Raw genomic sequence first — 16,455 nt, forward strand, 5'->3', positions numbered from 1 at the left:
AAGGTGGCAGAAGAAAAGAAATCATATCATCGGGGACGAAGAGACAAAAAGAAAAAAGGCGGCATTTTAAGCACTCTTGTGCTTATTGTGGCCCTGGCTGTATTCCTGGTATCCGGGTTTCAGCTGTTCCAGATCTTTTCTGAGTACAGGGCAGGAGAAAAGGAATACGAAAAGATACAGCAGCTGGCGATCACGCAGGAAGATCCGGATGCGGAAGGCGGTTTTAAGGTAGACTTTGATGCGCTCAAGGAAATCAATCCGGACACCGTGGCGTGGATCCGGTTTGATGAGCCAAGCATTATCAACTACCCTGTTGTGCACGGCACGGACAATGAAACTTATCTGACAAAGACATTTGAGGCAAACGACAATAAACTGGGCACTTTGTTTGTGGACAAGGACAACACCGGGACATTCAAGGATAAAAATACGTTTATCTATGGCCATAACATGAAGAACAAGACCATGTTTGCCAAACTTATGGAATATAAAGAGAAATCATACTGGGAAAAATACCCGTATTTCTATATTTATACACCGGACGGCCAGGAACATGTATATAAGATATACTCCGCGGGAATCGTAAAAGACACTTCGGACAGTTATATCAAGGCGTACAACACGGATGAGGAGTTTGAGCAGTACATAGCGCTTACAAAAGAGGCGTCTTTGTATGATACTGGTGTGGAAGTGACAAAGGATTCCAAGATCGTAAGCCTTTCCACCTGCACGAATGTGAGGGATGATGAAAGATTCCTTGTACACGGAGTGGAAGTGGAGACAAAAGAAACAAAATAGAACGAGAGGTAAAGGATATGGCGGCTGAGTATGAGGTTGGGGATATTGTCAGATTAAAGAAAAAACATCCTTGCGGGAGCTTTGAATGGGAGATTCTCCGCGTGGGAGCAGATTTTAGGCTAAAATGTTGCGGGTGCGCACATCAGATCATGATCCCGAGAAAGACGGTGGAGAAAAACACAAAAGAAATCAGAAAAAAAGCTTGAAAGGGCAATTGCGGTATGTTATCATAGATAACCGTGATATAATACATGTATCCTTGCTCCCGCTCATGTACGGGGGCCAGAGACCATAAGGAGGTAAAAAGATGAACAAATATGAGTTAGCAGTTGTTGTCAACGCTAAAATCGAAGATGACGCAAGAGCACAGGTAATCGAAAAAGTAAAAGAAGTAGTTGCTCGTTTTGGCGGAAACGTAACAGACGTTGATGAATGGGGTAAGAGAAGATTGGCTTACGAAATTCAGAAAATGAGAGAAGGATTTTACTACTTCATTCATTTCGAAGCTGAAAGCACAGCTCCGGCTGAGATTGAACAGAGAATGCGTATTATGGATAATGTCATCAGATTTTTGTGCGTAAAACAGGAAGCATAAGAAGAGAGGATAAAATCGTATGAATAAAGTAATTTTGATGGGACGCCTGACAAGAGACCCTGAGATCAGATATTCACAGGGAGACAATGCCCTGGCAGTCGCAAGATACACATTAGCGGTGGACCGCAGATTTAAAAGGGACGGAGAGCCTTCCGCAGATTTTATCAACTGCGTGGCTTTTGGGAGACCCGCAGAATTTGCGGAGAGATATTTCCGTCAGGGGCTGAAAATCGTAGTGACCGGACGTATCCAAACGGGAAGTTATACGAACAGGGACGGTGTCAAGGTTTATACAACGGATGTTGTGGTCGAAGAGCAGGAGTTTGCAGAGAGCAAAGCTGCCAGCGATCAGCATACCGGAGGATTCCATACGGCGGCTCCAGGACCAGCAGCAGCTCCAAGCGTGGATGCAGGAGACGGGTTCATGAATATTCCGGACGGAATTGATGAGGAATTACCATTTAACTAGTACGATGTTGAGATTGATAGTGTAGAAAACGGCCACCAGGCCGGAAGAGAAAAACAGGAGGTATATACCATGGCTTACGAAAAAGGTAACAGACCGGATTCTCCGATGAAGAGAAGAGGCGGACGCAGAAGAAAAAAAGTTTGTGTATTCTGTGGAAAAGAGAACAATGAAATCGATTATAAAGATGTAGCAAAATTGAAAAAATATGTTTCTGAAAGAGGAAAGATCCTCCCAAGAAGAATCACAGGAAACTGTGCAAAACATCAGAGAGCTCTTACAGTGGCGATCAAGAGAGCAAGACATATCGCTTTGATGCCATACGTACAGGACTAATCGAAAGCTTTGACGCTGCGGATATCCGCAGCGTCTTTTTCTTTGCCATAATTTGCCTTGTGTATTATACTGGATGATAAAGGACAGTGATCGGAAAGGAGAAGATTCATGGCAAAAGAAACCTATATCATGGCGTTGGATGCAGGAACGACGAGCAACCGGTGCATTTTGTTTAACCGAGCAGGGCAGATCGTGAGCATGGCGCAAAAAGAATTTACCCAGTATTTCCCGAAACCAGGGTGGGTGGAGCAGGATGCGAATGAGATCTGGTCCTCGCAGCTTGGCGTGGCGGTGGAGGCTATGCAGAAGATCGGCGCTACGGCAAAGGATATTGCAGGCATTGGGATCACTAATCAAAGGGAAACCGCAATTGTGTGGGATAAGGAGACCGGAGAGCCCATCCATCCCGCAATCGTGTGGCAGTGCAGAAGGACTTCCGGGTACTGCGACAGATTAAAGGAGGAAGGGCTGCAGGAGACGATCCGACAAAAGACAGGACTTATCATTGACGCATATTTTTCCGGGACGAAAATCCGCTGGATCCTGCGAAAGGTAGCGGGGGCTATGGAGAGGGCTAAAAGGGGAGAACTGCTTTTTGGGACAGTAGAGACATGGCTTATCTGGAAACTGACCAAAGGGAGAGTGCATGTGACAGACTACTCCAATGCGTCGCGGACCATGCTTTTTAATATCAATACACTTAAGTGGGACGATGAAATTCTTGCAAAGCTGGAGATCCCCAAATGCATGCTGCCGACACCGGTTCCAAGCAGCGGCATTTATGGAAAAACGGATGCATCTTTCCTTGGAGGGGAAATTCCGATCGCAGGGGCAGCCGGAGATCAGCAGGCAGCGCTTTTTGGACAGGGTTGTTTTTTGGAAGGAGAGGCAAAGAATACGTACGGGACGGGCTGTTTCCTTTTGATGAACACAGGGGAGAAACCGATGTTCTCAAAAAATGGTCTTGTCACCACTGTGGCGTGGGGAGTGCAGGGAAAGGTAGACTATGCGCTGGAAGGCTCTGTGTTTGTGGCAGGAGCAGCGATACAGTGGTTAAGGGATGATATGAAACTGATAGAAAGTGCGGAGGACTCCGGGTACATGGCGTCCAAAGTAAGCGATACTAAAGGGTGTTATGTTGTCCCGGCTTTTACAGGTCTTGGGGCACCGCACTGGGACCAGTATGCCAGGGGAACGATCCTCGGAATCACAAGGGGCGTCAATAAATACCATATCATCAGGGCAACACTGGAATCGCTGGCATACCAGACCAATGACCTGATCCGGGCTATGCAGGAGGATTCGGGTATGGACATTTCGGTTTTAAAAGTGGACGGAGGCGCCAGTGCCAATGATTTTCTTATGCAGTTTCAGGCAGATGTGCTGAATGTTCCGGTGAGAAGGGCCGACTGCATTGAAACGACTGCGAGGGGAGCAGCCTATCTCGCGGGCCTGGCGGTTGGGTACTGGAAAGATATGAATGAAATCGTGGGAAACCATGGAGAAATGAAAGTTTTTGAGCCATGTATGGATGAGGCGGAGAGAGAAAGAAAGATAAAGGGATGGCAAAAGGCTGTCCGCTACTGCCTTGGCTGGTCAAAGGACGAAGAAGACTAAAAAAAGTCAAGGAATTGTCAAAATATTAATCGAAAAGCAATATATTAAAAAAACAAAGCAATAAGTAAATAGACGTGGGCGAGAAAATCATTTATGCTAATGGTAATTTGGAATAGTATTAAAAAATGGAGGAACAAAGATGAGCACAAAAGGTAGAGTAACCATCCCTACAGACGTAGACGTAGTACCAGAGACACTTGAGCTGGTAGAACGTTGGGGAGCAGATGCAATCCGCGACTGCGACGGAACAGATTATCCGGAAGAATTAAGAAATGTGGATGCAAAAGTGTATTCCACATATTACACAACTAGAAAAGACAACGAATGGGCAAAGGCGAATCTGGACGAAGTGCAGCAGATGTACATCATGACGCCTTTTTATACGGCGACATCCGATAAACTTAGCATTCATCTGATGAATCATCTGTATCCGGATATGCTGAAGGTGAATTCCCGCGATGATATCACCAGATGGTGGGAAGTGATCGATCGTACGACGGGAGAGGTTGTGCCGGTAGAGCAGTGGAGTTATGATGATGAAAGCGGAGACGTGACGATCACAGACGCAAAAGAATTCCACGACTACACTGTAAGTTTTCTTGCCTATATTATGTGGGATCCGGTACATATGTACAATGCAGTGACAAACGACTGGAAAGATGTTGAAAAACAGATCACATTTGACGTGCGCCAGCCAAAGACAAGAGCGTATTCCATGGAACGTCTCAGAAAATACATCAAAGAACACCCATATATTGATGTTATCCGATATACAACATTCTTCCATCAGTTCACTCTCATTTTTGATGAACTGGCAAGGGAAAAGTATGTGGACTGGTATGGATATTCTGCATCTGTAAGCCCATATATCCTGGAGCGGTTTGAAAAAGAAGTCGGTTATAAATTCCGCCCTGAATTTATCATTGACCAGGGCTATATGAACAATACATACAGAATCCCGTCCAAAGAGTTTAAGGATTTCCAGGCATTCCAGAGAAGGGAAGTCACAAAACTTGCTAAAGAAATGGTAGATATCACACATGAATGTGGAAAAGAGGCAATGATGTTCCTTGGAGACCACTGGATCGGAATGGAGCCTTTCATGGATGAATTCAAATCAGTAGGTCTTGACGCTGTTGTGGGAAGTGTAGGAAACGGTTCGACACTTCGTCTTATCAGCGATATCGAGGGAGTGAAATATACAGAGGGAAGATTCCTTCCATACTTCTTCCCGGATACATTCCATGAGGGAGGAGACCCTGTAAAAGAAGCAAAAGTAAACTGGGTGACAGCAAGACGTGCGATCCTGCGCAAGCCAATCGACCGTATCGGATACGGCGGATATCTGAAACTGGCAATGCAGTTCCCGGAATTCATTGATTATGTGGAAAGTGTGTGCCAGGAGTTCCGTACTCTTTATGACAACATCAAAGGAACAACTCCGTACTGCATCAAAAAAGTAGCAGTATTAAACTGCTGGGGCAAGATGCGTGCATGGGGCAACCATATGGTGCACCACGCAATTTACTTCAAACAAAATTACTCTTACGCGGGAATCATTGAGGCTCTCAGCGGTGCTCCGTTTGATGTGAAATTTATCAGTTTTGATGATATCAGAAACAATCCGGAAATTCTGGATGACATCGATGTTATTTTAAATGTCGGAGATGCGGATACTGCATATACAGGCGGAGATAACTGGACAGATGAAAAAATCGTCTCAGCGATCAAGAAATTCATCTACAATGGCGGTGGATTCATCGGTGTCGGCGAGCCTGCAGCACACCAGTATCAGGGTCATTTCTTCCAGCTTGCAACTGTAATGGGAGTTGAGAAGGAAACCGGATTTACATTAAATGTGGACAAGTACAATTGGGATGAGCATGAGCATTTCATCACAGAGGACTGCACAAAAGAGATTGATTTTGGCGAGGGCAAGAAAAACATCTATGCTCTTGACGGGACAACGATCATCAAGCAGATTGATAAAGAAGTACAGCTTGCTGTCAATGAATTTGGTAAAGGACGCTGTGTATATATCAGCGGTCTTCCGTACAGCTTTGAGAACAGCCGTCTTCTGTACCGTTCTATCATCTGGTCTTCTCACGATGAGGATGAACTTTATAAATGGTTTAGTACAAACTTCAACGTGGAAGTACACGCATATGTGAAGAACGGCAAATACTGTGTTGTAAATAATACATATGAGCCGCAGAAATCTACGATCTACAAAGGGGATGGAACAAGTTTTGATGTCTCCCTTGATGCAAACGAAATCATATGGTACGAAATTTAAAATTAAGAAATAACAAATCCCCGGGAGCCGCATCACGGCTCTCGGGGATTTATTTAGTTGCTGTTTTTAGAGACAATACGGGATTCGTATTTTTTCCGGTACTGGATAGGACTTAAGCCAGTTTCTTTGCGGAAGACCTGTGAAAAATAGGACTGCGAAGAAAAACCGATCGCCTGTGCGATCTTGGCTATAGAAAAATTACTCGTTTCAAGAAGAAGTTTGGCTTCCTGGATTCTCCTTGTGATGAGGTAATTGATGGGAGATACCCCTTTGTAATTTTTGAAAGCATGGACAAGATAATATTTGTTCATGTACGTCAAATTACTCAAAGTCTCAAGAGAAATATCTTCAGAAAAATGTTCATCAAGATACTGCTCAATAAAACGGCATTCACGGGAAATCTTCTTAGCCGGGGCAAAGGAAAGTGTGTCGTTTGTCCTCCGCAGCAGATACAAGATCAAGACTTCCAGAAGGTTTTGGCAGATTTCGCGGAAATTATCCTCTTTTTTCTGGACTTCATGAATGATGGTTTTCAGGATAAAGGTGATTTCCGCTTTATTTCCGTGAAAGTTGTGGATACTGTAGTCGTAATGGCTTTGATCCTCCTGCCGAAACTGCAGTCCGTCGATCCCCAGTACGATATATTCCATTTTTTGGTTCCCATCCCCGTACTCTGTGTGTGAGACATTGGGATTGACGATGACAAGATCATCTTCCTGGACAGGAAATTGTTTTCCCTCTATAGAAAATGCGCCCTGACCGTTGAGAACGTAAAAAAGCTCGGTAAAATGATGCGTGTGCAATACACTTGGCCAGTCGTGGTCATAAGAGCTTTGAGATATATACAAAAGGTGTGCAGTGATCTGTGTCAAATCTCTGGAAGATTCCGATTCTTTGTTTTCGAGTCTGTAACGTTGATAAGGCAATAAAACCACTCCTATTCCGACATCTGAATGTCATAAAACAGTTATTGTATGTAATGACAACTCCTGAATAAGAAATGAATTCTTTTTTATTCAGCATGCCATTTTGAAAAAAATGTCAAATTATATAATATGAATAAAAAACCAAAATAACAATAGCAGATTCTGAAAAAAATGACAACGATTTTTGAAAAAAATAGCGATTTTATATAAAAATAGCAAGATATATAAAACTAAAGCCAATATCCGTATAGAAAAGCCGGGACAAGTAGGATATGATGTATATAATAAAAAGACAGGAGGAACCTATTATGAAGATGAAAATGGTGAAAAAACTTGTTGCATTATCTCTCGTATCTGCTATGGCAGTGTCAGGTTTGGCAGCCTGCGGAAGCAGCAAAGATGATGACAGCAAGTCAGAAGGCGACGGAAAAGTATTAAAAGTTGCTGCTTTTGAAGGTGGTAATGGTACACAGATCTGGGAGGACATTAAAGAAGCTTTCGAAAAAGAAAATGAAGGCGTAACAGTAGAACTTGAAATGTCTTCTGAATTGGATCAGGATCTGACAAAAGAAATCCAGAATGGAGATGTTCCGGATGTTGTATATTACAACCTGGGACAGGAGAGCGGTTTCACAGAAACAATGCTGAAAGAAGGCGCGATCGCTGATATTTCAGATGTATTTGATGATGAGCTCAAGGGCAGACTCCTTGACGGAATTCTTGACGGAACAGATGCTCAGCCATATGGAGATGGAAAAATCTATCTGGCACCTATCTTCTACACACCTACAGGATTCTGGTACAACAAGAACCTGTTTGAAGGACCAAATGCAAAATACACACTTCCAACAACTTGGGAAGAGTTCTTTGCTTTAGGAGATCAGGCTAAAAAAGATGGAGTTTCCTTGTTTACTTTCCCACAGGCTGGATACTTTGATGCAACAATGTACACAATGTTAGCTCAGTCCGGCGGAATGGATTTCTATAAGAAAGCATTACAGTATGATGCAGACACATGGACATCCGCTGAAGGAAAGAAAGTTCTCGATACGATCGGAAAATTAGTATCTAAAGATTATACACAGGCTGATACAGTTGCAAACGCAAACGCTGACGGTGGTTTCAAGATCAACCAGCAGAACGTTATCGACGGAAAAGCATTGTTTATGCCAAACGGAAACTGGGTAATCTCTGAGATGGCAGCATCCACACCATCTGATTATGAATGGGGCATGATGCCGGCACCAAAATGGGACGGAGACACACAGCAGTCTGTTTACATGTTCACAGAGCAGATGTGGGTACCAGCAGATGCGCCAAACATGGATCTTGCAAAAGAATTTGTCAAATTCATGTACTCTGATACAGTTGTAGACATCCTTCTTGCAAACGAGACAACAAACAAAGAAACAGGAGAGACATCTCCTTCACCAGTTGTAGCGCCTGTTAAGGGAGCAGCTGAAAAATTGCCGGAAGGTGTATCTCAGACAACAAAAGACTGCTATGCAATCACAAATCAGGAAGGCGTAGTGAGTGTTACAGGTAAATGGGCTACTACAGAGCCGATCGAAGGTCTGAACATGAATGATGCGGTATACAAACCAATCGAATCCATCAACACAGGAGATATGACTGTAGATGATTGGCAGAAACAGCTTGTTGAGACATGGCAAAAATGTGCAGAAGCAGCAAAATAAGAGAATCAGTTATAAATCAACTGAAAAGAAACGGTGAGTTATAACAGCTCACCGTTTTTAAGAGGAAAAAAGGAGGAAAAACATGAATAGAGGTAAATCACAGCGGAGATTCGTGTTTGCGTGTCTGGCTCCTGCGGTTATTTTGGTTGTGCTGTTCATATTCGTTCCGACAATTAACGTTTTCAGAATGTCCCTGTACCGCATGGGAGGGATTACGAATAAGAAAAGTTTCGTAGGATTCAGTAACTTTATAAAATTGATGGATGATAAAAACTTCCTGGAAGCAATGCAGAACTCTATTGCGATCATTGTTTTGGTAACACTTTGTACGATTGTCATTGCAGTTCTTTTTGCAGCGCTTCTTTCCCGCGGAAAATTCAAAGGGAAAAATTTCTTCCGTATTATCTTTTACATACCAAACATCTTAAGTATTGTAGTTATCGCGGGTATTTTCGGAGCAATTTATAATCCAAGCACAGGTCTTTTAAATACATTTTTAGAGGCTATCCATCTTGACGGATTAAAACACCAGTGGATGGGAGATCCGAAGATTGTATTATATTCCGTAATTTTTGCACTGGTTTGGCAGGCGATCGGATACTATATGGTTATGTACATGGCCAGTATGGCAGCGATCCCGGAGGATCTTTACGAAGCTGCCTCTCTGGATGGTGCAACAGAAATCCAGATTTTCTTTAAGGTTACACTTCCGTTGATTTGGAGTAACATCCGTACAACACTTACATTCTATATTATCAGTACCATTAACTTAAGTTTCCTGTTCGTCCAGATCATGACAAACGGTGGACCAAACGGAAAGACAGAAGTATTCCTGAACTATATGTACAAACAGGCATATGGAGCTGGGGTATACGGCTATGGTATGGCAATCGGCGTAGTAGTATTCATCTTCTCGTTCGTACTTGCGGCAATTGTAAACAAGATCACAGATCGAGAAGTATTAGAATTCTAGAAAGGAGAGCATGGAGAATATGAATAAAAAGCATAAACCTTCAAGTATTATTTATAAAGTATTTATCTATGTAGCTCTCATTGCTTTGGCAATTTCTATCATCGTACCGGTTGCATGGGTATTTATGGCGAGTGTTAAAACAAACTCTGAGTTTATCGGAGCGGGTACAAACCCGTGGGCACTCCCAAAAGAGTTCCACTATCAGAACTTTATCACCGCTTTTAGAGATGCACAGATGGGAGAGTTTTTCCTGAACTCTGTTATCGTTACGGCAGTGGCATTGATTCTTCTTCTGATCATTGCTCTTCCGGCATCCTATGCGATTTCAAGATTTGATTTTAAAGGGAGAAAATTTTTAAATGCTATGTTTATGGCAGGTCTGTTCATCAACATCAACTACATTGTAGTTCCGATTTTCCTGATGCTGAGCGGTGCCAACAAAGCATTGCATGTTGAATTTTTCCTGGATAACCGTTTCATACTGTCGCTGATTTATGCATCGAGTGCGCTTCCGTTTACCATTTACCTGTTGAGCGGATATTTCAAGACTCTTCCAAAGGGATTTGAGGAAGCAGCGTATATTGATGGATGCGGACACTTTAAGACCATGACAAAAATCATGATCCCTATGGCAAAACCAAGTATCCTGACTGTAATCATGTTCCAGTTCCTTGCATTTTGGAATGAGTACATCATCGCGTATACATTGATGGATGACCACGGAACGCTGGCGATGGGACTTAAAAATCTGATGGCTGTTGAGAGAACGGCGACAAACTACGGTATCATGTACGCAGGTCTTGTAATCGTTATGATTCCTGTACTGGTTCTTTATATCTGTGTACAGAAACAGTTGACACAAGGTATGACTCTTGGTGGATTGAAAGGTTAAGGGGGTAAATAATAATGAATAATGTAGTAAAAAATATTATTATGATTATTGTATTTGTTGTTTGCCTAGCTTTGATCATCATCGGCCAGAAGAATATCAGCGCAACGGGACTTATCATGGAGCTTGTAGGGCTTGTAGGTCTGTTGACACTTTTGTTCATCTATAACAATAGATACAAATAGAGAAAGAACAGCCGGCATGGTATGAATAACCCCCATAAGTTAGACTGAAGATCTGACTTGTGGGGGTTTTCTTATTTATAATTTTTATCATTGAAGACCAAAAAATTTGTCCTGACATTCAATCATTTTCCGGTACTTGTGAGGGGTGATCCCGATAATCTTGTAAAAGAGCTTGGAAAAATGCTGGGAGTCTTTAAGTCCAATGGCAAGGGCGATGTCGATAAGGGAATTGTCTGTGCTTGTCATCAGCTCAATGGCTTGATTGATCCGGTAGATATTAATATAATTGGCAAGGCTTAAGTTCATATGTTCGGAAAAGATTTTTCCAAGATATCTGCTGGAAATATTAAGTTTTCCGGAGATGTCCTCGATCAATATTTTTTCATTGTAATGCATGGAAATATACTGCAGGGTAAATGCAATATATCCGTTCTGAGTTCGGAGAGTGGAGCCTGGCGGATTTTCGCGCGTGACAGATTCTAAAACATACAGCATAATCTGCGAGAGGAGCAGGTTTGCTGAAACAGTAGAAAAAGAGGCGTCATTCGCTCCGAAAGAAGAGACGATGGTGTTCACCATGTATGTAAGCTGGCAGTCCGCATTCTTCTTATAGAAGAACTTACAGTGAAAAAGCAATGAATCTGTGAGAGAGATGGAAAAACCGTCGCCTTCGCTGATAATGAAATGGGAAAACAATTCCGGGTGAAAATGAATGTGCTGAAACTTGCATTCTGAATCGTGATCCAGAAAAAAGGAGTGCACGGTATTAGGTAGTATCATGACAAAGTCATTTGCTTTACAGCAAATCTCTTTTCCGGAAATATTCATCCTGCATCTCCCGGAAGTGATCAGATAAATTTCCACTGTTGTGTGCAGATGGCTTGGAAATTGATATCCTGCCGTGCGGGTTTGGTGGACGGCCCCGCAAAGAGACGGGGAAGACAAAACAAGAGTGTTCTGAGTGTCAAAATTCATAGTAGAATCAAATTTTGGAAGATAATCAGTCATGGTTTTCTCCTTTGCCGACGAAAAATTCTGTGTTGTTCTCCTACTAGTATAGCTTCTTAAGACAGAGCGTGTAAATATAAAATTTGGGATGAGTTCCGGATTATACAAAAATCAGAGGAAAGAGGAGGGGATTTTGCAAGAAAAATGTAAATGAAGATGATATAATGGAGCTCAAAGAAAGGATTGTAAAATATGAACATAAAAAAAAGATTAAAAAGTAAGAAGGTATTAATTTTACTCATATTAATAATTCTTGGTTTAGTTTTGGCCTCTTCTGTATTGGTTATTTTGTATAGTAGAGATAGTGATATACAATTGAAAATCAACGGGGAAAGTGTGTCAAAAGAAGAATACGTTCAGACAATGAAAGAAAAGCAATATGATGTCACAGTGTATTTTAAGCAAAACTATGATGCGCAGGTGGATAAAAAGTTTTGGGAAACATCGTTTGACGGTGAAGTTCCATATAAAAAGCTGGCAGATGAAACTTTGGAAGAATTGAAATATCGCCATGCAATATTCGACATTGCAGAAGAAAAAGGATACATCGATGACGCGGATTTTGTTTCTTTGAAACGACAGATGGAGGAAGAGAATCAGGAAAGAGAAGAAAAAAAAGAAAGAGGCGAGCCTGTTTACGGCCTTTCTGAATATACGATGGACTTGTATCTGGAATATGAAATAAGCAGTATAAAAGAGCAGTACTGCAATGATGAGGGAAATGAGGATATGGAAATATCCACCGAAGAATTGCAGGATTATTACAACAGCAGGGAATGGCTTGTGGGCGAGGATGGAAAAAAGGCAGAGTTTGAAGAAATCAGGTCTGTGTTAGAAAAGGATATCAGAGAAATGCGGTATGAGGAAATGGTGAAAAAAGCAGCCGGTGATTCTTCGGTGGATGTGAAAAAGGACTCACTTTATACATTCACTTTAAAGAATATAAAAAAATAAAGAATAGGAGGACAATCTATGAAAAGGAAAATTTTGGCGGGCTTGTTGGCCTTGGCACTGACGTGCACGTCAGCAATGCAGTTCCTTCCGGGAGACGTACGTGCCGAGGATCAAAAAGATGATGTTGGAACAACATATTATGTGAGTTCTCGCAATGGGGACGACTTGAACAAGGGGACGTCTGAAGATGAGGCATTTGCAACCCTGGACAAGATCAATGAGATCACATTGCAGCCTGGGGATGAAGTGCTTTTGGAAAGAGGTTCTGTATTTGAAGATCAATATCTTCACGTAAAAGGCAGTGGGGATGCAAAAGACCCAATCATTATCTCCGCCTATGGAGAGGGAGATATGCCGCAGATCAATGCAAACGGAAAAGGTGTTTGGTATCAGGATTTTGGGAAACCTTTGGACAATGCAAATCACAAGTACAAAGGAAATGTTTCCACAGCCCTTCTTCTTAACGATGTAGAATACATTGAGATCAGCGACCTGGAGATCACCAATGACAGGGACAAAGGAATCGATGACGCGGACAAAGGCTTAGCTTACAATGACCAGAATGTTATGGACAGAACAGGCGTGGCGTCCTGTACAAGTAATATCGGAACCGCGGATCACATTGTACTGGATAACTTGTATATCCACGATGTAGATGGAAATGTCTACAATAAGCATATGCTCAACGGCGGTATTTATTTTATCACTGCTCTGCCTAAGAATGAGGAAGAGACGGGAATTTCAAGATACAATGATATTCAAATCAAAAACTGCCGCGTCGACACAGTCAATCGATGGGGAATCGCGCTGTCTTATACAGCATATTGGGATAAATTTAAGACAAAAGCAATCTCTGATGAAATCTGCCAGAAATACGGAGCTACAAATGTACTGGTAGAAAATAACTATATCAAAGATGCAGGGGGAGACTCCATCACAACTATGTACTGCTACAGACCAATGGTACAGAATAATGTATCCGAAGGTGCGGCAAGACAGATCAACACGACAGATTATTCGCAGACATCATTCGGACGAGTTGCTGCCGCGATCTGGCCGTGGAAATGTAAAGATGCAGTGTTCCAGTACAATGAATGTTTCAACACACTGAATGCTGCAAGCGGAAACGGAGACGGACAGGCATGGGATGCAGACTGGGGCGATGGAACGTTGTACCAGTACAATTACAGCCATGGAAACACAGGTGGAGCGGTGATGTTCTGCGGAGAGCAGGCGTACAGAAACACATTCCGCTACAATATCAGTCAGGAAGACTTACTTGGTGTGCTCAACCTTCCAAGCCAGCCGGATGCTCATGTGTACAACAACACATTTTATATGAAGGAGAATGTAAACTTTATCCGTCAGTCAGGTATGGCAAGCAATGGAAAGACAACGCTGGAAAACAACATCATTTATTACAGCGGTGAGACTCCTAGGACAGAGAACTGGAATCCGGGCGGACGCAGTACATACGACAATAACCTTTACTACAATTATGCAAATGTACCTTCTTCCGACAAAAATGCTATCCAGGCTGCAAAAGGGACTCAGGTGATGGCTGATCCGGGAACAGCTCCGACAAGTACGGAAGGAAAGGCGCAATCCCACAATAATCCGGATGAGAAAACCGTGTTTGACGGATACAAACTTGTAGAGGATTCTTTGGCAGTGAATGCAGGAAAGATCATCAAAGATGAGAGCGGTAAAGCAGTGGAAAAAGATTTCTTTGGAAAGAACATAGGGGCAATCCCGGAAATCGGGGCTGCCGAGAGTGATGCTGTGACATTGGCAATCCGCTCAGATGTGTATGACATTGCGGATGGAGAGATCAGCGGCCTGGTAAAAGGAACGACCGTAGAGCAATTCCTTGCAAATCTCATTTATGATGACGGTGTGACGATTGTTGTGAAAAATGCGTCAGGAGATACTTTGCACGCAGATGATGTTGTAAAGGGCGGAATGAGTGTGGAACTGACCTTTGAAAATGACAGTGCAACCTACAGTATCGCAGCAAACAAAGACAATAAACTAAAATCAAGTATCTTTATGGTAGAGGGAAGTACGATCTACGTTCCTTCCACACAAAAGAATCCGATGTCAGTGGAAGAAGTAAAAGCAGGCGTTACTGTGCATGAAACAGCGACTGTATCTGTGAGAAACAATGATACTGAAGTGACAGAAGGAAATGCGACAGAGGGAATGACACTTAGGATCACCGCAGAGAACGGCGATATGAATGACTTCAATATTTCGGTTAAAAACGATTATCAGTGGGCCCTGGATTACGCAGGAAATGTGCAGGGAAATGTATGGTTTGCACAGATGCGTACATCTGATACTGATTATAAAAATCTGACAGATTATGATCCTCAGTACCCGAACTGGGTAGTAGACCAGTGGTATGGACCTGGAGTGGACCTTCCGAACCATACAACACCTACTGATGAGAATACTCATGGGCTTTTGTCAGACACAACCGGCCCAACCGTTTCAGAAGGAATGGCAATGACATTCCGTGCGCCAAAAGATGGCTATGTCTCTTTTAATGTAAAAGATGATGAGCCGTATTTGAGACAGAGTGGGAATGCCGGAGGTTCCGTAGAGCTGAAACTGACGGTAAACGGAGAGACGATACAAAGCTGCGTACTTGAGGAGAGCAAAGTACAGGGGGACTTCCCTGCTGTTGAAAAACTGAAAGTGGAAAAAGGCGACTTTATCCGTGTGGAGGCAAAGAACAACGGAAAACCAACCAAACCATCTATCCATGTGACACCTGAAATTCAGTATCTCAATGAGTCAATCGAAGAAGAGACTGAGACATTAAGACCAGCCGTTCTTGCTTATCTTGTAGAACTGGCAAAAGAGCAGAAAGAAAACGGAGCGTTAGAAGGTGTTGTGGAGAGTGTAGTTGAGATATTTGAAACAAGACTTGAATATGCGGAATCTCTTCTTGCAAAAGTAGAACAGGGAGAAACAGGTGTAACACAAAGTGACCTTGACAAAGCAACAGAAGAACTTCTGGAGGCAATGCACTATCTTTCCTTCAAAGCGGATAAGACAGATCTTTTGACAGTGATAGGGATGGCTGAGGATCTGACTGCAAATAAAGAGGAGTACATTGCATCTACATATGAGCCTTTTGAAAAAGCACTTAAGAGCGCAAAGGCGGTTGCAGAGGATAAGAGCGCCCTTCAGGATGAGATTGATGAAAGCTGGCATCAGCTGCTTACGGCAATGGCAAATTTAAGATTCCAGCCGGATAAGTCTAAATTGGAAGAACTTCTGGCGGCTGTCAAGGATATTGACACAAGGCTCTATACAAAGGAAACCGTGCAGACATTCGCGAAAGCCTATGCATATGCAGAGGATATATATGAGAAAGAAGACGCAGATACAGAGGAAGTAACGGCGGCATATGACGGATTAAAAGAAGCTTATGCAGCTTTGAAAAAGACAGACAAAAGAGCTGCTGTGGAGAAAGTGCAGGCAAATGCGGGCAGTGGTAATAGTGCAGGCACAGCATCAAAAACCAATACGGCTACTGGGACAAAAAAAGTAAAAGCATCTGCAAAGACAGGAGATACAGGTGTCTGGTTCCCTGTAGGAGTTATGTTTACAGCTGCTTTGACCGGTGCAGCCATGGTGTTGAAAAAAAGAAAATAAAAAATGGATATGTCTCATAAATTGAGACGGCCATAAATAATAAAGGAAA

At 42.6% G+C, this 16,455-nt stretch carries 15 protein-coding genes; 13 read left to right on the forward strand and 2 right to left on the reverse strand.

The genetic code is table 11. The features are described from left to right. Positions 1–3: 3 nt before the first annotated feature. From srtB to gnpA, 7 genes are all read left to right on the forward strand, one after another. Positions 4–798 (forward strand): class B sortase, encoded by a 795-nt coding sequence (gene srtB / locus B5F18_RS08070; protein ID WP_087157165.1) that lies wholly within the window; start codon positions 4–6, stop codon positions 796–798. 17 nt (positions 799–815) lie between these two features. Continuing rightward, the gene (locus B5F18_RS08075; protein WP_087157166.1) at positions 816–1,004 is read left to right on the forward strand and encodes a DUF951 domain-containing protein; all 189 of its coding nucleotides are present in this window, start codon (positions 816–818) and stop codon (positions 1,002–1,004) included. A 101-nt stretch (positions 1,005–1,105) separates the two neighbouring features. Further along, entirely contained in the window at positions 1,106–1,393 is a 288-nt protein-coding gene (gene rpsF / locus B5F18_RS08080) for a 30S ribosomal protein S6 (protein WP_087157167.1), read from the forward strand. Positions 1,394–1,412: 19 nt separating this feature from the next. Beyond that, positions 1,413–1,862, forward strand: a complete 450-nt coding sequence (locus B5F18_RS08085) for a single-stranded DNA-binding protein (RefSeq protein WP_087157168.1) — start codon at positions 1,413–1,415, stop codon at positions 1,860–1,862. A gap of 69 nt (positions 1,863–1,931) precedes the next feature. Next, complete coding sequence (gene rpsR, locus B5F18_RS08090; protein ID WP_087157169.1) at positions 1,932–2,195, forward strand: 30S ribosomal protein S18; 264 nt, start codon at positions 1,932–1,934, stop codon at positions 2,193–2,195. A 108-nt stretch (positions 2,196–2,303) separates the two neighbouring features. Further along, positions 2,304–3,812, forward strand: a complete 1,509-nt coding sequence (gene glpK, locus B5F18_RS08095) for a glycerol kinase GlpK (RefSeq protein WP_087157170.1) — start codon at positions 2,304–2,306, stop codon at positions 3,810–3,812. A gap of 139 nt (positions 3,813–3,951) precedes the next feature. Continuing rightward, positions 3,952–6,108 (forward strand): 1,3-beta-galactosyl-N-acetylhexosamine phosphorylase, encoded by a 2,157-nt coding sequence (gene gnpA, locus B5F18_RS08100; protein WP_087157171.1) that lies wholly within the window; start codon positions 3,952–3,954, stop codon positions 6,106–6,108. A gap of 53 nt (positions 6,109–6,161) precedes the next feature. Here gnpA and B5F18_RS08105 read toward each other — a convergent pair whose 3' ends face one another. After that, positions 6,162–7,034 carry an AraC family transcriptional regulator gene (locus B5F18_RS08105; RefSeq protein ID WP_087157172.1) on the reverse strand — a complete coding sequence of 291 codons (873 nt, stop codon included), beginning with the start codon at positions 7,032–7,034 and terminating at the stop codon, positions 6,162–6,164. A 314-nt stretch (positions 7,035–7,348) separates the two neighbouring features. Between B5F18_RS08105 and B5F18_RS08110 the strand changes: the two genes are divergently transcribed. The 4 genes from B5F18_RS08110 (at position 7,349) to B5F18_RS12610 (ending at position 10,778) form a co-directional block, all read left to right on the forward strand. Beyond that, a complete protein-coding gene (locus B5F18_RS08110; RefSeq protein ID WP_204217100.1) occupies positions 7,349–8,731 on the forward strand; it encodes a carbohydrate ABC transporter substrate-binding protein in 1,383 nt (460 codons plus the stop codon). Between the two features lie 82 nt (positions 8,732–8,813). Beyond that, entirely contained in the window at positions 8,814–9,704 is an 891-nt protein-coding gene (locus B5F18_RS08115; RefSeq protein ID WP_087157174.1) for a carbohydrate ABC transporter permease, read from the forward strand. A gap of 10 nt (positions 9,705–9,714) precedes the next feature. Further along, complete coding sequence (locus B5F18_RS08120) at positions 9,715–10,596, forward strand: carbohydrate ABC transporter permease (protein ID WP_087157175.1); 882 nt, start codon at positions 9,715–9,717, stop codon at positions 10,594–10,596. Between the two features lie 14 nt (positions 10,597–10,610). Next, entirely contained in the window at positions 10,611–10,778 is a 168-nt protein-coding gene (locus B5F18_RS12610; protein ID WP_204217099.1) for a DUF6903 family protein, read from the forward strand. An 87-nt stretch (positions 10,779–10,865) separates the two neighbouring features. Here B5F18_RS12610 and B5F18_RS08125 read toward each other — a convergent pair whose 3' ends face one another. After that, positions 10,866–11,786, reverse strand: coding sequence for an AraC family transcriptional regulator (locus B5F18_RS08125; RefSeq protein WP_087157176.1), 921 nt, complete (start codon positions 11,784–11,786; stop codon positions 10,866–10,868). A gap of 336 nt (positions 11,787–12,122) precedes the next feature. On the opposite strand from B5F18_RS08125, the gene B5F18_RS08130 reads away from it, so the two are divergent. Next, complete coding sequence (locus tag B5F18_RS08130) at positions 12,123–12,740, forward strand: hypothetical protein (RefSeq protein ID WP_143468393.1); 618 nt, start codon at positions 12,123–12,125, stop codon at positions 12,738–12,740. Between the two features lie 18 nt (positions 12,741–12,758). Then, positions 12,759–16,406: a hypothetical protein gene (locus B5F18_RS12615; RefSeq protein ID WP_087157178.1), complete on the forward strand. Its 3,648-nt coding sequence runs from the start codon at positions 12,759–12,761 to the stop codon at positions 16,404–16,406. Positions 16,407–16,455: the final 49 nt, after the last annotated feature.

It is taken from the genome of Lachnoclostridium sp. An181, from assembly GCF_002160325.1.
In the GTDB taxonomy this organism is placed as follows: domain Bacteria; phylum Bacillota; class Clostridia; order Lachnospirales; family Lachnospiraceae; genus An181.

Excerpts from the sequence above, each read along its gene's own strand:
- B5F18_RS08075 (WP_087157166.1), top strand. The coding sequence starts at position 816 with ATGGCGGCTGAGTATGAGGTTGGGGATATTGTCAGATTAAAGAAAAAA.
- rpsF (WP_087157167.1), top strand. The coding sequence starts at position 1,106 with ATGAACAAATATGAGTTAGCAGTTGTTGTCAACGCTAAAATCGAAGAT.
- B5F18_RS08085 (WP_087157168.1), top strand. The coding sequence starts at position 1,413 with ATGAATAAAGTAATTTTGATGGGACGCCTGACAAGAGACCCTGAGATC.
- rpsR (WP_087157169.1), top strand. The coding sequence starts at position 1,932 with ATGGCTTACGAAAAAGGTAACAGACCGGATTCTCCGATGAAGAGAAGA.
- glpK (WP_087157170.1), top strand. The coding sequence starts at position 2,304 with ATGGCAAAAGAAACCTATATCATGGCGTTGGATGCAGGAACGACGAGC.
- gnpA (WP_087157171.1), top strand. The coding sequence starts at position 3,952 with ATGAGCACAAAAGGTAGAGTAACCATCCCTACAGACGTAGACGTAGTA.
- B5F18_RS08110 (WP_204217100.1), top strand. The coding sequence starts at position 7,349 with ATGAAAATGGTGAAAAAACTTGTTGCATTATCTCTCGTATCTGCTATG.
- B5F18_RS08115 (WP_087157174.1), top strand. The coding sequence starts at position 8,814 with ATGAATAGAGGTAAATCACAGCGGAGATTCGTGTTTGCGTGTCTGGCT.
- B5F18_RS08120 (WP_087157175.1), top strand. The coding sequence starts at position 9,715 with ATGGAGAATATGAATAAAAAGCATAAACCTTCAAGTATTATTTATAAA.
- B5F18_RS12610 (WP_204217099.1), top strand. The coding sequence starts at position 10,611 with ATGAATAATGTAGTAAAAAATATTATTATGATTATTGTATTTGTTGTT.
- B5F18_RS08125 (WP_087157176.1), bottom strand. The coding sequence starts at position 11,786 with ATGACTGATTATCTTCCAAAATTTGATTCTACTATGAATTTTGACACT.
- B5F18_RS12615 (WP_087157178.1), top strand. The coding sequence starts at position 12,759 with ATGAAAAGGAAAATTTTGGCGGGCTTGTTGGCCTTGGCACTGACGTGC.